We start from the raw sequence: 18,791 nt of genomic DNA on the forward strand, positions 1-18,791 counted from the left end.
GCCGCGAACGCGGCGCGCACGGCATCCGCCACGCCCTTGCCGTACATGCGCTGCGCGTTGAGAGCTTGTTGAAGCAGCGTTGCCGCGCCGCCGGCGTCCGCTGATCTGGTCGACGCGCTCGGGGATGGTGCAGGCGATGCCGCGTTTGCGGAGGTAGGCGCGGATCTTGCGGGAGCTGTAGCCCCCTTGTCGCCGACCACCCGGGCCGGACGGGTGCGGGGCCGGCCGCCGGGCCCGCACCGTTTGATGCGGCTGCGGGCCATGATTCCGCGAGAACGCTGCGACCTCGAGAGGTCGCGGTCACCCGTCCCGACGGGGGCGGTCTTCCTGTCCCGCCAGGGGGGTGGCGGACCAGCCGTGTTCCAGCAGGGTGAACAGGTCGCGCATGGTCCCGGCCGGGTCTTCGCTTGCGCGGGCGATGCTGGGAGCTTCCAGGGCGAAGCGTGCCAGGCCGACGACGGCGGGGTCTTCCGGGGCGAGCCCGGTGGCCTCGGCGAGGGCGGCGGCCAGCGCCTTCTCGTGGCGCAACCACATGCGACGGGCGTAGTCCCGCAGTGCAGGGGTGGATTCGACCAGGACGAAAGTGGGGTCGTTGGCTCGCACGGCGGTTCGGGTGCGCACCATGTGGTCGCGCAGGGCGTGCAGCACGGGCTGACCGGGGGCCCGGTCGTGAACGGCGGCGACCAGGGCGCTCTCCATGTCCGTGTCCAGGTCGAAGACGAGGGCCTCCTTGCTGGGGAAGTGCTTGAAGAGCGTGCTCAGCGAGACGTCGGCCGCCTCCGCCACCTCGCGTACACCGACGTCGTCGAAGCCGCGCTCGGTGAACAGCCGCACTGCGGCATCCGTCAAGGCCTGCCTCGTCTGGGCCTTCTTGCGTTCGCGGCGTCCTGTCGTTGTCTCGGCCATGCCCCCACCTTACCTCCTTGAGGGGATCCGCTCGCAAAGGCGACTCAATGTAAAGTCGGAGCGGTTGTACTTTTGGAGCTGCTATGTTTCTGTGAGTGGGGACGGCTGACCGGCACCCCGGCCGCCGGAACCCGGGACGCGTCCCACACCGGAACGACTGATCCGCCATGCCCTGAACAGGGCGTCGCCACAACGCACCAGCACCCTCCCCCAACCCTTTGAACGGAGCGTGGCCCTCATGTCCACCACCGCTCGTATTGCGATCGTCGGCGCCGGCCTCGGCGGCCTCGTCTGCGCACGCGTCCTGCAACAGCACGGCGTGCCGGTCACGGTCTTCGAGCACGAGACCGCCCCCCACTCCCGCTCGCAAGGCGGCACTCTCGACATCCACGAAGACACCGGCCAGGCAGCCCTGCGCACAGCCGGCCTGTTCGACCAGTTCCTCGCCCTCTCCCGGCCCGAGAGCCAGGAGTGGCGCCTGTACGACCGCCACGCGACCCTGATACGCCACGACCAGGCGGACGAGGACGATCTGAGCAGGCCCGAGATCGACCGCGGCCAGCTGCGCGCGCTCCTGCTGGACTCCCTCGCCCCCGGCACGGTCCGTTGGGGCCACTCCGTAAGGGCCGTCACCCCACTACCCCGTGGCACCGTCCGCCTGCACCACCACGACCGCACGGGCGAAGACTTCGACCTGGTCATCGGCGCCGATGGCGCCTGGTCCCGGGTGCGCCCCGCGCTCTCCGACGCCCAACCCTCCTACGCCGGTGTCACCTTGGTGGAGGCTCACTTCGACGACGTCGACCATCGTCACCCCGGCATCGCCCACCTGGTAGGTCGCGGCACCATGTCGGCCAAGGCGGGCCGCCGCAGCCTGGTGCTCCAGCGGAACAGCAACGGACACGTCCGCGCCTACGTCAACTTCCGCGGCCCCCAGGACTGGCACGCCGGCCTCGACCTCGCAGACACCCAGGCAGTGCGGGCGCGCCTCCTCACCCAGTACCAGGGCTGGCACGAGAGCCTGCTGCACATCCTGCGCGACAACGAGGGCGGTTTCATCAACCGGCCCATGTTCGTCCTTCCCGTTCACCACTCCTGGCAGCGCGTCCCCGGCATCACCCTGCTCGGAGACGCCGCCCACCTGATGCCACCCGTCGGCGTCGGCGCCAACCTCGCCCTGCTCGACGGCGCCGAACTCGCCCGAGCCGTCATCGACCACCCCACTGTCGACCAGGCCCTCGACGCCTACGAAAGCGTCATGCTGCCCCGCGCCGCCGACAACGCCAGGACCGCCCAGCAGATGCTCACCACCCTCATGCCCGACATCGACTCCGACGACGCCGCCTTCCCCGACAGCCTCTGGCCTGACTCGCGCCCCGCTCACACCAACTGAGCACGGCAGGCAACGCGCCGCCCGACTTCCGCAGACGGGACCGCCACCAGGTGAAGTGGTCCTTACCTTGTTGGCGGGTTGATTCCGGCCCTTCGTACGATCGGGACCACCGAGGGTCTGGGTCTGGGTGTGGCCTTGCACGCTCATGCCGTGAGGTGAACAACCAGGGCACCGCCGCGCAGGTGGAGTACCTGGCAGGCAGGTGCGCAGACGTGCACGCTCCACGAGACCTGCTGACCGACCTCACCGCTTGATGCCAGTACCGTCCAGCCCCCTTTAGCTCGCGTCGATGCCTTCCACCCGTGCCGGAGCCCTCGGCGTCGCGGCCGGGCCGGCGCGGTGGCGCGGGCCGACGCGGTGCTTCCGGGCAGCGGTCACCTGGAGTACAACCTCGGAGTGAGACCGCTGGAGACGTCCCCGGAAGCGAAGACCCGGGCGTACGTCCCCGGCCCGTAAGCGGCCAGGGCCGCCGCGAGGGATTCATCGGCCGGCCCCGCGCCCCAGCGGGATTCGTCTTCAGGGGCGGGTGTCTGACGTGGTAGTTCACGACGGACGATGAGGAGCGCGGCGAGAGCCTGGGCGTGAGCCGCGTCCATGGTGCGGTCAGCAAGTCGGGGCCGAGCTGGTGAACTCGCCCAGTGAGGTTGTGCGTGGCGAGCGCCCGCCGCAGTCCGGCGCTCAACACCGCGGGGTCTCCCGCACGGCTGTCATTCCCGGAGGGGGCGGCCGCGGTCGGCACCCGCTCGACGCCTTCGCGGAGCGCGGCGACAGCGGCCGGGACGACCTCCAGGATTTCAGCGGCCGCAGGGCTCAGGCTGGACAGTGCCCCGGCGAGTACCTCCAGAGCGGTGGCCGCGTCCTCGATGGCGCCCGCGCTCCACCGCTCGAGCCCGCTGGCGTCGGCGAGAGCACACGCGGCGATCACCGCGCTCTCGGCCAGTGGGTCCAGGCGGGTGCCGGAGTGCTTCATACCGCCCAACGAGTCCGGCCAGTCCGCGTGATGCTGGCGAACCATGATCGCAAGCCTCCACCGAGCCGGAGCGCGAGAGCTGCGCATCCGGCCAAGCAATGACCGGCATACCCGACTCAACCAGTGGAAAGAGACCGCCATGCCCATCGGCCCTGGCTACGACGACCCCGAGTACGACAACTACGACCCTGCCTGGAAAGAGCAGAGCACCTCGTTCCGGCAACATCCTCGACGCAGACCTCGGCCGCATCCGGCACCGCTCCTGACCGGAAAACCAATGGATCTACGGAGCGCGCCCTACGCTGTGTGAGCCGACCGAAGCGGGAATCCCCGTGGAACAGCCGCTCTCCGCACCGGAGCCGGAGCCTGCCCGAATCGTCGTCCGTGACGAGATGTGGGGCCTGACCGGCCCGAGCGAGACCTCCAGGCCGACGAGCAGCCGGCCTCTGCCAGCCCACCGTCCAACCTTGTTCTCCCCAGCGGGCACGTCCTGGTGCTCGGACCTCCCATGAGGGCCGCCGAGTCGGTGATGGACGAACTCGTCCGCCTGGGTCGACGGCATGTCGTACCTGCTCCGGTCTGCGTTCCTTTCACACCGCACCGGCCCAACGATGAGGCCTAATCCCTTGGTGGCGGCGGTCGCCGGCCGCACCCCACGACGAGTTCAGCAGTCGCATCGACTCCGGCCAGCCCGATGCTGTTCAGCACCTGTTTTGTGCGTCAGACCGGAACGGCCTCCCGCTCCACTGCGGTGGCGTCCAAGACGCTGTTGACGGCCTCGATGAACGAAGCGAAGTCGCCGTCGCTGAGGCAGAGCCCCTGTGATGTGCCGAAGCTCGATAGTTGGCAAACCAGCAGGATCAGTTGACACCGAGATCGCCGGCGCGTCCTAGAGTGACTCGATGAGCGACGATCCAGTGATATTGCGTCCGGTGGACGAGGGCGATCTGCCACTGCTTGAGCAGTTCCTGACAGATCCCGAGGCGACTGGGCCGTTCCAGTGGCTGGGCTGGTCAGATCCGGGGCGTTGGCGGCGGCGCTGGGCGCAGGACGGCCTGCTCAGCGATGAGGCGGGTCAGCTGATGGTGGTAACCGGTGCCGACCGGCTTGGCTTCGTGGCATGGCGGAAGGTCGTGACCTCGCGGAGTTCCTACTGTTGGAACATTGGAGCCCAGCTGCTGCCAGAAGCCCGGGGCCGGGGTATCGGCACGCAGGCTCAGCGGCTGCTGACGCGGTACCTGTTCGCGCACACGCCTGTGGTCAGGATCGAGGCGGATACCGAGACGGGGAACCTCGCTGAGCAGCGCGCACTGGAAAGGTCGGGCTTCACCCGCGAGGGCGTGTTGCGCAGCATCGTGTTCCGGGACGGGCAGTGGCGGGACGTCGTTCGCTACAGCGTGCTCCGCGACGACATCGCCTCAGCCGGAAGCCCTACCTCAGATCAGCCCAGCGCCAGGGGCCGACAGACGGCCTGACTCGGACTCATCCCAGCGCTCCAGAGGAGCACCGACAACCCTGCCGGTCCTGCCCTTGGTGACAAGCAGCGTGCCGATTCGGTGACGACTACAGTGCCTCGACGCCGGAAGGGCCGCAGCTCAGTGATCGTTTTCAGCGTTGCCTCTCCAGGGTGAGGACTGCCTTGGCAACTGACGTCATGCGGTTGGGGCTCATCCGGGACTTTTGGAAGGTCCTCCAGGACTTCAACTGGGCCATGCCGCGTTCGACTTGGTGCCCGGCAAGGCCGGTCGTGCTTGCGCAGGTACACCAGGGCGACCAGGGCGCGCTGGTGCAGCGGGAGCTTGCAGCGGCGCTTGCCTTGATCCCGCCTGCCTTGGTCCGGTCCACCAGGTGACTGATCAACCGGTCATCCAGGACGTCCGGCGCCAACCCGGACGGCTGCACTTCCGCCACAGCCTCCGCCGACACGGTCACGTCTGTCATCAGGTGTCACTTCTTGTTCGAAGACCCACCGTTGACCGTACAGACCCTGCACGACCTCGTTAGGCGTCGGCGAGGGCGGCGAGGGCTGTGCGGCGGGGGAGGGCGGCCAGCGTTCTGGTCAGGAGTGCGTTGGCGCGGCCGGGTACAAGCGTGGGGCGGCGGCGTTCGCGCAGGGCGGCCGAGGTGGCGGCGACGACTGCTTCCGGGGTCATGAGCAGGGCGGATGGGGTGTCCGCGTGGAGGCCGGGGCGGGTTGCCGTCGGGCCGGGGCACAGGGCCGTCACGTACACGCCGCGCGGCTTCTGTTCGTGCCAGAGGGCTTCGGAGAAGGACCTGACGAACGCTTTGCTCGCGCTGTAGACGGCCTGGTCGGGCTTGGGGACGAAGGCGAGGGTAGATGCGACGTTCACCAGGGCCGCTCCGGGGCGGGCGGCGGCGAGGAAGGCGTGCGCGAGGCTGATGACCGCCTCGCAGTTGAGACGGAGCACGGGCAGGGCCTCGTCGAGCGGGGTGTCGGCGAAGGGACCGGGGCGGGCGAGGCCGGCGTTGTTGATCAGGAGGTCGTAGGGGGTGGCAGTCGTGGCTGCCGTCAGCGCGTCCGCGGTGGTGCGGATTCCTTCCGGTGTGGCCAGGTCGGCGACGAGGTGGTCGTGTCCGGCGCCGAGTTCGTTCATGAGGTCGCGTAAGCGGTGCTCGGTGCGGGCGACGGCGGTCACCGTGTAACCCTGCGCAGCCAGGGTGCGGGCGAAGGACCGGCCGATGCCTTCGGTGGCGCCGGTGACCAGAGCGCGGCTCGCGCCCTCCCGGCTCACTTCTCCGCCTTCGGGGCCGTGGCGGGGGAGTAGAGGAAGGAGAAGCGCTCCATGACGTTCTGGCGCTGGGTGTTGTGGAAGGCGGCGATGCGCCAGACGCCGTCCGTGTCGCGGACCAGGGTGTACGTCTGGACCTTGGACAGTTCGGTGGCCTTGGGCTTGCCGCCCGTGTAGTCGTCGCCGCGCCCGGTCAGGATCGCGGCGTCCTTGCCGAGGAAGCGCAGGTCGAGGTAGGTGGCGGAGAGTTTGCTGCCCTTGAGGAAGTCCTCGAAGAGCGCGCGGTGGCCTTCGGTGATGTCGGAGCGGCCCTCGTAGTGGCTCCCGATGTATGTGGTGTAGGTGGCGTCTGCGGTGAACTGCCGGCCGTAGGCATCGGCGTCGCCGCGGCCCCAGGCGGCGGTGAGGGCGTCGATGGTCGTGCAGATGGCCTCGCCGTCGGCGCGGTTGCCGTCTGCCGGGATGACGTCGGTGCACGCCTCGGAGCCCGGGCGCTTGGTGTCGGAGGTGGCGTCGAGGTAGAGGTACGCGCCGCCGGCACCGAGGGCGAGGACGGCGGCGGTGGCTAGAACGACGCGCTTGACGATCTTGGCGTTCATGGTGATGCCCTTCCGTGGAGGCGGTGAGATTGGTTAGACTGGTGCAACAACTGCACACATGCATTATCTGCACACGCGCAGATATTAGGCAAGGGGAATGGAATGGCGATGCCGGAACAGGGTGGGGCAGGGCAGGACGAGCGGCGGCTGGTCTTCCGGGATTACGTCGACGCGGTGGGGCTGCACGGCATGGCGGGTGCCGAGGCAGCGGGCCTCCAGGCGTCCGAGTGGTACGCGCTGAGCCGCATCACCCTCGCCGGCGGCCTGACCTCGGGCGAGCTTGCGTCCGGGACCGGGCTGACGACGGGCGCGACGACGCGGCTGATCGACCGGCTGGAGCGCGCGGGGTACGTGCGCCGCACCGCCGACCCGGCCGACCGGCGCAAGGTCGTGGTGCAGGCCGTGCCCGACGCGCTGGCCAGGGTCGAGGCGGCGGTGGGTCCGGCCCGCCGGCGGATCGGGGAGGTGCTCGCGCAGTACACACCCGAGCAGCAGGACCTGCTCTTCGACTACTTCGCGCGCGCGGCGCCGGCCTTCCGCGAGGCGACGGAGGAGATCCGGGCGCTGACCCATGAGCGCAAGGAAGGCCAGGAGCGCATGTGACCGGGGCGGCTCGCCGGTGTCCAGGTCGGGGATGAGAACACGTGCAACCACGGATCCACATCCGCGACCCGTTTGCGGCCCCGGAGGGTTCGGCGGCCGGGTGGGGGCCGCCAGGGCCAATGCAGTTGCTTTTGAGCTGCGGAGATCGTTGCCCTGCGTGTGACGGGTGGGGTGCGGGCCGGCGGGTGCGGATCGGGATCCTGACGAAGGTGTTCACCGCCGAGCTGGTCGACGCGGCGATAGCCAAGCACGGCCGGGCCGAACGGCGCCGCCGCCTCCTGCCGGCGCGGCTGGTCGTGTACTTCATCCCTGGGCCTGTGCCTCTTCGCCCGGGAGTCGTAGGAAGAGGTGCTACGCGTACTGAGCAGCGGTATCCCCGGCAGCCGGGCCCTCGCACGGGTGAACCGGTCGTCTTGATGCCAGGCGCGAGCCCGGCTCCGGGAGGACGTGCAGGAGACCGTGTTCCGGGAGGTGGCCGGGCCGCTCGCCACACCGGCCACGGCCTGGAGCGTGGTGGCGCGGGCTACGACTGCTCGCCCTGGACGGCACCCAATTCGACCTTCCGGATTCGACCAGCAGTGGCGACACCTTCGACGGCCCCTCCACCACCGGGGGCGTTCCCTTCGGGTTTCCCCAGGTCAGGGCAGTGGTCCTGGCCGAAATCGGAACGCAAGGGGTTCTCGACGCTCCTGGCGCCAGATCCAGCCCAGCCTGCCCCGAGCCGAGAAGTTCGAAGCCCTCTCTGGCTCGCCTTGGCCGAGATACCGCCTCGCTGACCGCACCCGCGACAAGCACGCGACCGTCCACGAATTGCTGGCAGCCGGGCTCAGCCGGAGGGCGATCGGCCGCCAACTCCATATGACCTCCCGAACCGTCAAGCTCCTCGCCGACGCAACCACCCCGGAGGAACTGTTCCACGGGCAGTGGCAAGGCCGGCGATCCAAACTCGACGCCTTCAAGCCCTCCCTGGATGACCGCTGGAACCAAGGCTGCACCAACGCATGGACGGTGTGGGAGGAGTCATGCCGCTCGGCTATCAGGGCAGCTACCAGTAGGTTCGTGCCTACTTCTGGGAGAAGCGACTCTCGCCGGGCTCCGTCACAGCTCGGCCACCATCACCCCGTGTCGTCGCTGGATGGATCCTCCGCCGGCCAGAGAGCCTCACCGAGACGGAGCACCTCCGACTCAAAGCCGTTCTCGTCCACTGCCCTGAACTGGACGGCCTCACCGGCCACGTCCGCTTCTTCGGCCAGATGCTCACCGAGCGCCGGAGCGAACGGCTGCCGCAGTGGCTCGATGCCGTCCGGCGAGACCCCCCCAGCCTCTCTGATGGTAAGCCAACTGGCCACAAGACGGTGACGGTCAGTGACTTGGTTCGCGCTCGTCATCCATCTTGTTCGGCGGTTCCCGATTCGGCCGGACCGAGATCAGTGGGGAGGTGGCGCACCGCCAGGGCGACGGCTTCCTCGGCTGTGGCGGCCTCGCCGAGAACGTCGTCGGAGAGAGGATGCTCCTTCAGGCGGAAAGGGCTGCCATTGTGTGACGGGACGATGGCCACCTCATCGCGGAACGGGTACCCGGTACAGGAGCTGAAGCCGAGCGTCCAGTGGCTGGAGAATACATAGAGCTGTCGCAGCCGCGGTTCGGCATGAGCCGCTTCCACGAGTTCGCCGAACCCTGTGAAGTCCGGTTCCTCGGCCGCCTGCTCCCGCATCGTGCGCCACTGCAGCTCCACCACCGCGGCCGGCCCGCGTTCGTGAGCTTCGGCGCGCTTGCTGGAGCGCAGAAACGACAGCTTCGCCCGCAGCTCCCGCGTGCTCCTGCCCCGCCCCCACGCCGCTCCGGCCCTGACGACATCCGCCAAGTCGGGCGTGGCTCCGGTGATGAGTTCGACTCCGTGACTCCAGCCGGAGACACCGAACCGGCGGCTCTCAGCCCCGATGTGAACAGACAGCGGCTTGCGCTCAGGGACCGACGAGGCGATGCCGGCCGAAACGAGCGGGCCCCAATCGCCGGGTACCACTGTGAGATCGACACCGAGTTCGGCCGCCAGCTGTTCCAGCGCTGCGGCCAGGCTGCCCGCAGCAGCCAGATCAGGGTAAAGGTCAGCGTCCACCTCCGTAGTCTGCCGTCGCGACGCCACCAAGAGAAACGGCGATCAGGCGTCGCAGCGAGGGCTGTGGGCACGCGACTCCACGTGACGCTGCTTGAGCGTCGCCCCGAGAGGCAGCTGCCGAGGTCTGGCGTGCGGCGGCCTACCTGTCGACGTGCATTTGAACGTAGTTGCGATGTTCCCGCGGCGCCGACTGCGTCAGAGTCGCACAGGCGGCCTGGATGGCTCAGTGGTCGCCCGCGTGTGTGCGCACGGGACGTGGCAGTGGCTGATGCCAGTCGCCCAGCCTCGTGAGGAGAAACTGGCGGGCGAGAGAGCGTATGTCGTCCCACGACGAGTCTGTGGCCAGGGCGTTGTCCCAGAGGCCGACGCGGCTGGTGGCATCGATCTCGCCGAGGCGACAGCCGACGGCCCGAAGATCACGGAGATCCTTGGGTTCGAAGGCTCCGCGCTCCGCCAGTCCTTCGGAGACGCGGCAGAGGAGCTCCGCCTCCTCGACGACGTCCTTCGTTTCCAGCTCACGCTTCCCCAGCCAGGCAAGTTGATCCTGGGCGTCGGCTGCCAGGAGGGCCATGAAGCGCAGCGTCCAGGTGTGCAGGTGCGCGTCGCCGAGATGGTTCATCCATGCAGGATCGCACGGGCTCCCGCAACCATGTTCGATGGCATGGAGGGCGGCAACGGCCGGCGCGGCGCAGGGGTTGAAGCGCAATGGCGGCTGCCGCTATCGAACAGTGCCGGACGGCGGTGCCTCCCGAAGTCGCGTGAGCAAAGCCACACGAAGCCGTGCGGCGCCCGCGATCTGAGTACGGCACACACTCGCGAAGTGAGTACCCGGACGGCTACCCCGGCTCTGCTGAACGCGTTGGATAGGGGCATGAACGCAACTGCTCCCTCTGCGACGTCCCCGGTGCGAACAGACGGAGGAAAGGACCGCTCCCGCCTCTGCGCGGGCCTGTCCGCCGCCTTGTTCGTGCCGGCGGTTCTGGCGGCCGTCATGCTGCTCCTGTCCTCTGTGCAGGTGTCGGGCTGTGTGACCTATGGGGTGGAGTGCACCAGGGGACTTCCCGGGTGGCTGTTCGGCTGGAGTGTGGGCCTCGGCGCCTTGGCATTCGTCGTCGCCCTGGCCGCTCCCGTCCGGCGGGTGCGGCAGGCGGCGCTCGGCGGCCAGCTCCTCGCGGAATGCACGGCCCTGCTGGTGATCCTCAGCTACTACCCATGACCGGATATGCGGGTGAGTGTGCGGTCGGTGGAACGCTGGCGCCGCGCCGGGCGAGAGGGCGGCATGCAGGCCGTGCGCTCGGCGGGCCCGGCCAACTCCCCGACCGTCAACGACGCCCAGTTTGCCGTGCTCGAGGAGGAACTCGGCAAAGGCCCGTCAGCACACGGATTCGAGGATGAGCGGTGGACTCTTGTCAGGGTCCAGACGGTGATCCGCCGCCTGCGCCTGACGTTGTCGGTGGCGTCGGTGTGGCGGCTACTGAAACGGTTTGGCTGGTCCTCCGGCGCCGGTCGCGTCGGTGGAGTCCAGAAGGTAGAACCCGGCGGCCTGCGCGCCGTCCTGGGCGGCCTGGAGCTGCTGGCCGACGAAGTTCGGCAGGGTGCCGGTCGTGGGGGCGGCCGGGGGCGCCTTCGGGGCCTCGGTCGGCGTCGGTGCGGCCTGCGGAGTACTCGGTGCCACCGGGGCCGCGGAGGCGGCAGAGGCCGTCACAGTGACGGTGGGGCCCGGCACGGTGGCCGTCACGGTCACGGTGGGCCCGGGGACGGGGATCTCCTTGGTGTCCGGGCCTACGAAGCCGGATCGGAGATGTCGCGCTGAAATGCACCGTGCAAGGTCCACATGCGCAGCGCGCAGAACGCGACGCCGAAGGTGTAGGGGGTTCCCTCATGCTTCGGCCGGTCCGATACGGAACGCTGATCCGGGCAACACGCTGCCGTGGCGGCGAACCGAACAGAAGGACAACCATGAGACGTCACTCCGAAATCCGCAACACAAGGCGCGCAGTGCTCGCGTCGGGAATCGTCGCGGCGCTGCTACCGGTCGGCGTCGCGCATGCCACGGATGCCGAACCGAGGCCGGCAGGCACGGCACCGATCAGCAACTCCGCCGGCGGGCCGTCGATCTCCGCCGACGGCCGCTACGTGGCGTTCGCCTCGCCTGCAAGGGATTTGGTGGCCGGCGACACCAACCGAGCGGACGACGTGTTCGTGCGCGACCGGCAGACCGGCGTCATCACCAGGGTCAGCGTCGACTCCGCAGGCAACCAGGCCAACAACGTGAGCCGGAATCCGTCGATCTCCGCCGACGGGCGCTACGTCGCGTTCGAGTCCTCCGCGACGAACCTGGTGGCCGGTGACACCAACCGCTACCGCGACATTTTCGTGCACGACCTGCAGACCGGTGAGACGACCAGGGCCAGCGTCGGAAGCCACGACGAGCAGAGCGACAGCGAGAGTTTCCATCCGTCGATCTCCGCCGACGGCCGGTTCGTCGCGTTCGACTCTCCCGCGTCGAACCTGGTGTCCGGCGACACCAACGACATCCACGACGTCTTCGTGCGCGACCGGCAGACCGGTGAGACCACCAGGGTCAGCGTCGATTCGAACGGTCGCCAGGGCGACGGCATCAGCCAACTGCCGTCGATTTCGGCAGACGGGCGCTACGTCTCGTTCTCTTCCGGGGCGAAGACGCTGTCCCTGTTCCCCGACAACAATCACGCGGACGACGTGTTTGTGCACGATCAGCTGACCGGGTACACCGACCGGATCAGCGTCGGTCCCGACGGCAACGAAGGCAATTCCGCCAGTCGCACGGCGACCATCTCGGGCGACGGCCGCTACGTCGCGTTCGAATCCACGGCGTCGAATCTGGTGGCGGGCGACACCGGCGGTCGGTTCGACACCGACATCTTCCTGTACGACCGGGTTACCCGGACGACGACGCAGGTGAACCTCGGCCCCAATGGCCTGAGCGACAGCGGAACCCCCGGTCAGGAGCGGACGACGCTCTCTGCCGACGGCCGCTACATCGCGTTCGTGTCCGGCGAGGACAAGCTGGTGAGCGGCGACACCAACTCACGCTGGGACGTGTTCGTGCGAGACCGGGTGACCGCCACCACGACCAGGGTCAGCGTCGCCAATGACGGCTCGCAGAGCGATGGGTACGGCTACAGCCCCTCGATTTCGGCCGACGGCCACCACGTCGCTTTCACGACCAGCGCGACGAACCTGGGCGGTGACGGCACCAGCCGGGAGTTCAACCTGTACGTACGCGACCTCGGCAACTGAGTTGTCGGCCGCTGCGGCGCCCTCAATCGCGCGCCGCGGCGGCCCACACACCGGCCAGAGCAGCACGACCGGAGACGCCGACCTTCGCGTAGACCCGGCCCAGGTGGACTTCGATGGTCTTGGGACTCAAGTGCAGCCGTTGGCCGATGTCCCGGTTGGTCAGGCCGTCCGAGACCAGGTTGACTATCTCGACCTCACGGGCGGTCAAGTCGAACCGCTCGGCGCCGCTTTCGGGCCGGGGGCCGCGCGCGTTCAGGCGCCGCTCCTCGCGCGCGACCTGCGGCAGGAACAGTTGCGCGTCGCACCGCGTGAACAATGCGCGGGCGGACACGAGGTGCGTACGGGCCTGTTCCATCGCCCCGCTGCCGCCGAACGCCGTCGCGGCGAGCAAGTGCGCCCGCCCGGCCTCCACGGCCGCCCCGATCCGGCCGAACGTTCCGGCAGCGGCGACGGCGAGCGGTGCGGCTGCCGCCGGATCCGTCGGCAGCGTGGCGATCGCGCGGGCCTGCTGTGCCATGGCGGTGCGCAGCGGAAGATTGAGCCGACCGGCTGCGTCCTCCGCTCGGTCGGCCCATTCCGCGGCCGCGGCGACCCGGCCGGCCACGGCCTCCGCCTCCGTGAGCATCAGGTACACCAACGGCCTGGTCCGCAGGCCCACCGCGGGCAGCTCGGCACCGCCGCCACTGGTGAGCAGCAGCTCGATGCAGGCGTGCGGATCACCCGCGTGCAACATCGCCTGCGCCAGCATCGCCTCGGCCTGGCCACTGCGCCAGGAACTCGTGGCCGTCGCCTGGTTGTCGACGACGATGGCCTCCTTACCCAGGCGGAGCGCCTCGGCCAGGTCGCCGCGCCAGGTGGTGATCCAGCACCCGAAGGTCAACGCCATGACGCGCAGCTCCTCGCTGCCGGTCAGTTCCGCCGACTCCAGGCTGTCGTCGAAGCAGGTCGTCGCCGCCTCCAGCTCGCCGAGGTAGGCGTGCACCATGCCGCGTATCGCGGTCAGCAGCGCGATCTTGTGTGACTGCCTGCTCGCGCGTGCCAGTTGCAGGCCACGGCTCATGTGTCGGCTCGCCGCCGTGAGCCGGTCGGCGGAGACTTCCGACCAGCTCAGCCAGAACGCCGCATCGATGTCGTGGACCAGATCGGTGTCGGGCAGCGCGTCGAGGAGTGCGGCCGCCTCGTCCAGCCGGTCCGCCCGCCGGTCGATGAGGGTGGCGGCCGACAAAGCCGTCACCAGCAGCATCGGATCCCCGACTTCCCGCGCGGCGGCGATCGCCTCGGCCACCCGGTCCTGTCCGTTTTCGCGCTCCACACTTTCACCGGCAACGAGCGCGACGAGGAGGAAGGCCGCCGAGTGGGCGTCAACATCTTCGACACGTTTCCACTCGCTGTGCAGCATCGCCCTGGCCTCGGTGTAGCGCCCGAGAATCTGCTCCACCGTCGCGCAGGCCCGCGCCGTCTGTGCCCGGATCTGGGTGAGTTCGGCAGGCAGGAGACGCAGCACCTCCTGCATGGTGTCCCTGGCCTGCCGCAGGTCGCCCGTGGCGCCGAGTACGTGTGCCAGCCGGCCGAGCAGGATGAGGCGCTGCGGCGTGGCCGACTCCGAGTCGGGGAGCAACCGGATGGCCGCCCGCAGGAAGTGCCCGGCGGTCGCCGGCGTGGTGTGCATCGTCGCCTCGGCCGCCTCGGTGAGCGTCGCAACCGCCTCGAGGTCACCGCGGACGGCGGATCGCTCCACGTGCCGGGCGAACTCGGCCGGCGGCGCGCCCCGGCTCCGGAGTGCCGACGCGGCCCGGCCGTGTGCCTGAAGCCGCCAGCCAGGGCCGGCGTCCTGGTATGCGACGCTGCGCACCAGCGGATGCCGGTACCGGAACCGGCGGGTCGCGCCGTCCAGCCGCACCAGGTCACGATCGGCGAGCCGGTCGAGCGCGGCGAGCACGGACCCGGCGTCCATTGCTGCCGTTTCGGCGAGCGAATCAGCCTCGAAGTCGTCACCCACGACCGCGGCGGCATGCGCGACGACCCGCTCTTGCGGGGTCAACGCGGCCAACTCGGCGGCGAGCACTGCGTGGACCGCCACCGGGATCGCCCCGTCGGGGTGGAGCGCCGCATCACCGACGGCTATACCCCGCTCACCGGCCCGTACCAGGGCTTCCAGGTAGAACGGGTTTCCGCCACTGGCCCGGTAAAGCTCTTCCCGCCGGGAACGGCTCAGACCTTCCGGCATGACGTGGCCGGCATCGGCTTGGCTCAGCGGCGCGAGTTCCAGCAGCTCGGCCACCCCGTCGGTCGCGGCGCGGGACAGTGCGTGCCACAGTCGCAGCGACGTCTGCCGGGGCCTGCCCGCCAATGCCAGGACCACCCGCGCCTGGGGCGGGTGGCGCAGAAGATGGTCGAGCAGCTCGACCGAACCCTCGTCCGCCCAATGCAGATCGTCGAAGACGAGCACCAGCCCGGACGGCTCGGCGACCAGCTCCAGCAACGCCCGAACCGCCCGGTGCAGCCGGTACCGCTCCGCGTCGACCAGGTCGGCGGGACCGGCGGCGGGAATCGCCGGGAACACGGTCGCGAGAAGTGCGACCTGCTGTTGCCCGAGGGAAGCGAGACGCTCCGGGCCCAGCTCGGCGAGCTGGTCGTCGAGTGCGGTGACGAACACACCGAACGGGATGTGGGTCTCGAACTCCGCCGCGCGTGCGCTGCGTACCGTCCATCCTGCTGTGTCCGCGAGCTTCCCCAGCTCCGTCAGCAGCCGACTCTTGCCGATCCCCGGTTCGCCGGTGACCGCGACGCACCAGGTGCCACCTTCGCCCGCCAGCAGCGCACGCAGGATCGCGACTTCTCGCGCCCGGCCGAGAAATCTGCCGACAGGCTCCCCATTTGCTTCGTCAGTCATGCTGGCGTCGACTCACTTTCCGTACGCGATCAGGCGATGGTATCGACGCTCACGCGCCCTCGGCTGGCCTGAATGGGTGCCGCCGCTTACACCCGCCGATAAGAATGCAAGGCCGAGCACTTCCTTGCCTTCGTCGGCATCGCCGGTGGTTGATCTGCTACCGCCGGTGCGCTCAGAGGGCTGAAGGGGAGGCCGACCAGCTTCTGGTGCCGCCGAGCTCTGACATCGCAAGTTCTGCGTCCCTGCGCACGTCGGGGTCAGGGTGGGCGAGGAAGGTCTCAATCGGGCGTCGGGCACGCTCGTCATGCGTCGCCGACAGGCTGAACAGGACGTACTCCAACAGCAGAGGTTCAAAAGCATAGATGTGCGTCGCCAGCGATTCGAGCACCTCGTAGGGGAGTTCGTAGGGAACTGCCGCCGCCGCCACAGCGTGCAAGGCGGACTCCCGCAGTGCGTAGTCCCCGTCGGTCACCGCCAGCTGAACAAGCCATCCGACGACTCGCTCGGCGTCAGCGTGTCGCAAGTAGGCCGACTCCAGCAGATCGCCCAGGTTGTCAGCCCACAGCTCACGCTGGCGCGCGTCCGCGCTGTTCAGCATCGTCCATGCCGCCTCAAGCTGTTGCATCAACTGTCGGTACTCGTCCATGCAGCGATCCTAGGGACTGGGCCGCCGCCAACAGCCCACGCGCCAATCGAATCAAGCTCCTAACGAGCTCGTGCGTGGGTGGCAGCGAGACGTCGGTTCCGAGATCGTCGATCATGGTTGCGTGGTGGGGAGCGCGACGCGTGCAGCGATCATCAGCGACCGGAGGATCACGGGCTTGTCGCCCGATGTGATCGCCGAACTCGTTGCCGAGTTAGGTCCGTTGTGGCACGAACGGCATCAGGCAGGACTGGTGTCCAGGCGGAGGAAGAGGGCCGTCGGCGCCGGCGCGAAGCACCGGCTGGTCTTGTACGCCAGTCCCACCTCGTAGATGGCGGCCGTCAGCAGGAGAACCGTAAGGGTGTCGCGGACGGGCGTGTACGCGGGCAGGGTGCCTGGAGCGGGCCGCACTGGCCTCCGGGTGAGAGGGCGCACTGGCCGTTCCCTCGGTCCTTGCCGTTCCGGTGGTGTGCCGGTCCACCTGCTTTCCTCCGCTTCGGCGATCCGGGTGCGGTGGGCCGCGAGGGTGCCTCGAAGCTCGCGTCCTGCGGTGACGCCTCGGGAACGAGCTGTTGCTCCTCGACGAGGCGGCGGTTCTGCTCGCGCAGGACGCCGACTTCCTGTTGCAGCTGGCGGGCCTGCTCGCGCTGCTGGGCGAGCTCCCCCTCCACCTGGTGAATGTAGTCCTGGGCGTGGCGCAGGCTGCCGGCCAGGCGAGGGCGTGGGCTACCCGAGGACGCGCCCACGCTCGACCGGGTCGCCGCCTGCTTCGACCGGACCATCTGAGCGGAACCCCGTCGTGGAAACGGCGGTCCGATCGGCCCCAATCCGATCGGACCACCCCTGCGGCGCACCGGCCGAGAGGGGCTTGGTCCCGCCGACGGATGCCGGTCCGGGGTGGTGGTCGCGGGTGGTGGTGGAGGCCGTCGACCCGGAGCAGGTGCGGGCCGCGTTACGGGGCCCGATCGGTGCCGGGGTGGCGGCGGACCGGCTGACGCAGGCCCTGGGGGAGCCGCTCCCGCGGTGCCGGCCGCGGGTGACCGCGTCCGCGGTGCCGGCCGCGGGTGACCGCGTCCGCGGTCGGCCACCTGGCCCGGGCCGGCCTCCTGGTCCGCCTCGCCGGTGACGCCACCTTCCCTGACGTTCACCCGGACCAGGTGGCCGCCCTCGCGCGCCGCCGGGACCTGCCGGCCCTCCTCGACCGGCACGTCCCCCTCGGCCCGGACCAGGCCACCCGGCGCCTGGGCGTGCGCAGGACGGATTGGGATCAGGTGGCCAGGCTCGGGTTCGTCGCCCCGGTGGACACGGTGGCCATCGACTACAAGTCCCACGCCGGCGTCACCGTCGTCCCGCTCCACTCCGCACTCGATATCGCGCTGCTCCCCCATCCGGCCCTGCGAGCGGGGACTGGCCGTCGGCCGGGAGTGCGCGCCGGTACGAGGGCGCCCTTGAACCTGCGGCCGCGTCTTCTTCCCGCGGATTCACGGAATCCGGATCGCCGGGTGTGAGACCGCGGGCGAGGGGCAGGCGCGCTGTACGAGAGGCCGACCCAACCACCATGGAGGCATTTTCATGACGGAGAACGTGTGGGGCTACCGCGAGACCTCGGGCCGTCTGCAGGGCGTCGACCTGACGGGATTCAAGGTCGAGGCCGTCGACGGCGGTATCGGCAAGGTGGACAAGCACTCCGATGAGGCCGGGTCTGCGTACATCGTGGTGGACACCGGTCCGTGGATCTTCGGCAAGGAGGTCCTCCTCCCGGCCGGCACGGTATCCCGTATCGACGTGGACGACGAGACGATCTACGTCGACCGGACGAAGGAACAGATCAAGAACGCCCCCGAGTTCCACCGCGAGAAGCACCTACAGGACGAGGCCTACCGCGCGGAAATCGGCACGTACTACGGCATCGGCGGGCCGTTCGGCGGCCGCCTCGTCTGATCCGGCGCGCCGTTGTGGCGACGGCACCGTGCGCGACGCTGGGAGCATCCACGGTGACTGAGCACAAGAAGCACAAGCCGACGACCCCGCCCTCGAAGGCGCCGGGGGAGAGCGGCGACCGCGAAGCCCGCAAGGAGGCCGAAGAGGCAGTCATTCCGGGCGGTCACGACCGTGAGGCGGGAGACGCGCTGACAGCGAGTCCCGAAGCCCAAGGCCGGGCGGGCAAGCGGGCCGGTTCCGGGGACTGACCCCGGCAGCGGCAGGCTCCCGCAGGGCGGCTCCTCGACGGTCAGGCCTCGGGGAGCCGCGTCGGGCCGCGGAGTGACGGAACGAGGAGGCGTGCCATGAAGGCATCGAAAGTCGCCTACAAGCCGGTCGGGTTGGCTCTCGGGGCCGGCGCCGGCCTGCTGGCCGGGGCGATCTTCAACGAGGTCTGGAAACTCGCGGGGCACGAGGACGAGGCCCCGAACGCCACGGACGAGGATCGGCCGTGGCGCGAGATACTGATCGCCGCCGCAATTCAGGGCGCGATCTTCGCCCTGGTCAAAGCAGCCGTCCAGAGGTCCGGGGCAGTTGCCGTACGGCGCGTGTCGGGCACCTGGCCGGCCTGAGCCGCCGGGGCCCTGCCGCCCACTGCATGGCCTCATGGCGGAAGAGGGGCCTCGATCATGGCGTCGTCCGTCGCCTTCGATGAC

General features: G+C 69.5%; 20 protein-coding genes and 4 pseudogenes. 11 read left to right on the plus strand and 13 right to left on the minus strand.

The window, feature by feature from the left end:
• Positions 1-36: 36 nt before the first annotated feature.
• Positions 37-266: pseudogene (locus OG299_RS38440) on the minus strand (hypothetical protein); the annotation flags it as partial.
• A gap of 34 nt (positions 267-300) precedes the next feature.
• Positions 301-906, minus strand: coding sequence for a TetR/AcrR family transcriptional regulator (locus tag OG299_RS38445; protein ID WP_266637761.1), 606 nt, complete (start codon positions 904-906; stop codon positions 301-303).
• A 238-nt stretch (positions 907-1,144) separates the two neighbouring features.
• On the opposite strand from OG299_RS38445, the gene OG299_RS38450 reads away from it, so the two are divergent.
• Both OG299_RS38450 and OG299_RS38455 read left to right on the plus strand, forming a co-directional pair.
• A complete protein-coding gene (locus tag OG299_RS38450) occupies positions 1,145-2,299 on the plus strand; it encodes an FAD-dependent oxidoreductase (RefSeq protein WP_327364138.1) in 1,155 nt (384 codons plus the stop codon).
• A 1,872-nt stretch (positions 2,300-4,171) separates the two neighbouring features.
• The gene (locus OG299_RS38455) at positions 4,172-4,744 is read left to right on the plus strand and encodes a GNAT family N-acetyltransferase (protein ID WP_266637765.1); all 573 of its coding nucleotides are present in this window, start codon (positions 4,172-4,174) and stop codon (positions 4,742-4,744) included.
• A gap of 133 nt (positions 4,745-4,877) precedes the next feature.
• Here OG299_RS38455 and OG299_RS38460 read toward each other — a convergent pair.
• The 4 genes and pseudogenes from OG299_RS38460 to OG299_RS38470 all read right to left on the minus strand — a co-directional run.
• Positions 4,878-4,994, minus strand: a pseudogene (locus tag OG299_RS38460) (IS5/IS1182 family transposase); the annotation flags it as partial.
• A gap of 7 nt (positions 4,995-5,001) precedes the next feature.
• Positions 5,002-5,088: pseudogene (locus OG299_RS42880) on the minus strand (IS5/IS1182 family transposase); the annotation flags it as partial.
• Positions 5,089-5,269: 181 nt separating this feature from the next.
• Positions 5,270-6,022 carry an SDR family NAD(P)-dependent oxidoreductase gene (locus OG299_RS38465; RefSeq protein ID WP_327364139.1) on the minus strand — a complete coding sequence of 251 codons (753 nt, stop codon included), beginning with the start codon at positions 6,020-6,022 and terminating at the stop codon, positions 5,270-5,272.
• On the minus strand, positions 6,019-6,618 hold the full coding sequence (locus OG299_RS38470; RefSeq protein WP_327364140.1) for an SgcJ/EcaC family oxidoreductase: 600 nt from the start codon (positions 6,616-6,618) through the stop codon (positions 6,019-6,021). Before OG299_RS38470 ends, OG299_RS38465 begins: the two co-directional genes overlap by 4 nt.
• A 108-nt stretch (positions 6,619-6,726) precedes the next feature.
• On the opposite strand from OG299_RS38470, the gene OG299_RS38475 reads away from it, so the two are divergent.
• Together OG299_RS38475 and OG299_RS42885 are read left to right on the plus strand one after the other, a co-directional pair.
• Positions 6,727-7,221, plus strand: a complete 495-nt coding sequence (locus tag OG299_RS38475) for a MarR family winged helix-turn-helix transcriptional regulator (RefSeq protein ID WP_327364141.1) — start codon at positions 6,727-6,729, stop codon at positions 7,219-7,221.
• Positions 7,222-7,340: 119 nt separating this feature from the next.
• Positions 7,341-7,997 (plus strand): transposase domain-containing protein, encoded by a 657-nt coding sequence (locus OG299_RS42885; RefSeq protein WP_442817559.1) that lies wholly within the window; start codon positions 7,341-7,343, stop codon positions 7,995-7,997.
• Between the two features lie 339 nt (positions 7,998-8,336).
• Here the strand turns inward: OG299_RS42885 and OG299_RS38480 are convergent, their stop codons facing one another.
• The 3 genes from OG299_RS38480 to OG299_RS38490 form a co-directional block, all read right to left on the minus strand.
• The gene (locus OG299_RS38480; protein WP_327364142.1) at positions 8,337-8,609 is read right to left on the minus strand and encodes a hypothetical protein; all 273 of its coding nucleotides are present in this window, start codon (positions 8,607-8,609) and stop codon (positions 8,337-8,339) included.
• On the minus strand, positions 8,606-9,337 hold the full coding sequence (locus OG299_RS38485; RefSeq protein WP_327364143.1) for a DUF6193 family natural product biosynthesis protein: 732 nt from the start codon (positions 9,335-9,337) through the stop codon (positions 8,606-8,608). The genes OG299_RS38480 and OG299_RS38485 overlap by 4 nt, the downstream gene beginning before the upstream one ends.
• 223 nt (positions 9,338-9,560) lie before the next feature.
• Positions 9,561-9,956 carry a hypothetical protein gene (locus tag OG299_RS38490; protein WP_327364144.1) on the minus strand — a complete coding sequence of 132 codons (396 nt, stop codon included), beginning with the start codon at positions 9,954-9,956 and terminating at the stop codon, positions 9,561-9,563.
• Positions 9,957-10,241: 285 nt separating this feature from the next.
• Between OG299_RS38490 and OG299_RS38495 the strand changes: the two genes are divergently transcribed.
• Together OG299_RS38495 and OG299_RS42890 are read left to right on the plus strand one after the other, a co-directional pair.
• The gene (locus tag OG299_RS38495) at positions 10,242-10,553 is read left to right on the plus strand and encodes a hypothetical protein (protein ID WP_327364145.1); all 312 of its coding nucleotides are present in this window, start codon (positions 10,242-10,244) and stop codon (positions 10,551-10,553) included.
• A 63-nt stretch (positions 10,554-10,616) separates the two neighbouring features.
• Positions 10,617-10,781, plus strand: a pseudogene (locus OG299_RS42890) (IS630 family transposase); the annotation flags it as partial.
• A 27-nt stretch (positions 10,782-10,808) separates the two neighbouring features.
• Here the strand turns inward: OG299_RS42890 and OG299_RS38500 are convergent.
• The gene (locus tag OG299_RS38500; protein WP_327364146.1) at positions 10,809-11,075 is read right to left on the minus strand and encodes a hypothetical protein; all 267 of its coding nucleotides are present in this window, start codon (positions 11,073-11,075) and stop codon (positions 10,809-10,811) included.
• Between the two features lie 221 nt (positions 11,076-11,296).
• On the opposite strand from OG299_RS38500, the gene OG299_RS38505 reads away from it, so the two are divergent.
• Entirely contained in the window at positions 11,297-12,619 is a 1,323-nt protein-coding gene (locus OG299_RS38505) for a TolB family protein (RefSeq protein ID WP_327364147.1), read from the plus strand.
• 22 nt (positions 12,620-12,641) lie between these two features.
• Here the strand turns inward: OG299_RS38505 and OG299_RS38510 are convergent, their stop codons facing one another.
• The 3 genes from OG299_RS38510 to OG299_RS38520 all read right to left on the minus strand — a co-directional run bounded on the left by OG299_RS38510 (position 12,642) and on the right by OG299_RS38520 (position 16,566).
• Positions 12,642-15,512, minus strand: coding sequence for a helix-turn-helix transcriptional regulator (locus OG299_RS38510; RefSeq protein ID WP_327364148.1), 2,871 nt, complete (start codon positions 15,510-15,512; stop codon positions 12,642-12,644).
• 172 nt (positions 15,513-15,684) lie between these two features.
• Positions 15,685-16,158 carry a hypothetical protein gene (locus OG299_RS38515; RefSeq protein WP_327364149.1) on the minus strand — a complete coding sequence of 158 codons (474 nt, stop codon included), beginning with the start codon at positions 16,156-16,158 and terminating at the stop codon, positions 15,685-15,687.
• A gap of 237 nt (positions 16,159-16,395) precedes the next feature.
• Positions 16,396-16,566: a hypothetical protein gene (locus OG299_RS38520; protein ID WP_327364150.1), complete on the minus strand. Its 171-nt coding sequence runs from the start codon at positions 16,564-16,566 to the stop codon at positions 16,396-16,398.
• A 653-nt stretch (positions 16,567-17,219) separates the two neighbouring features.
• Between OG299_RS38520 and OG299_RS38525 the strand changes: the two genes are divergently transcribed.
• From OG299_RS38525 to OG299_RS38540, 4 genes are all read left to right on the plus strand, one after another.
• On the plus strand, positions 17,220-17,663 hold the full coding sequence (locus OG299_RS38525) for a hypothetical protein (RefSeq protein WP_327364151.1): 444 nt from the start codon (positions 17,220-17,222) through the stop codon (positions 17,661-17,663).
• A 64-nt stretch (positions 17,664-17,727) separates the two neighbouring features.
• Positions 17,728-18,096 carry a PRC-barrel domain-containing protein gene (locus OG299_RS38530; protein WP_327364152.1) on the plus strand — a complete coding sequence of 123 codons (369 nt, stop codon included), beginning with the start codon at positions 17,728-17,730 and terminating at the stop codon, positions 18,094-18,096.
• A 53-nt stretch (positions 18,097-18,149) separates the two neighbouring features.
• Positions 18,150-18,344 carry a hypothetical protein gene (locus OG299_RS38535; RefSeq protein WP_327364153.1) on the plus strand — a complete coding sequence of 65 codons (195 nt, stop codon included), beginning with the start codon at positions 18,150-18,152 and terminating at the stop codon, positions 18,342-18,344.
• Positions 18,345-18,440: 96 nt separating this feature from the next.
• Complete coding sequence (locus tag OG299_RS38540; RefSeq protein WP_327364154.1) at positions 18,441-18,707, plus strand: DUF4235 domain-containing protein; 267 nt, start codon at positions 18,441-18,443, stop codon at positions 18,705-18,707.
• The last annotated feature ends 84 nt before the right edge of the window (positions 18,708-18,791 follow it).

The organism is Streptomyces sp. NBC_01296 (assembly GCF_035984415.1).
Lineage (GTDB): Bacteria > Actinomycetota > Actinomycetes > Streptomycetales > Streptomycetaceae > Streptomyces.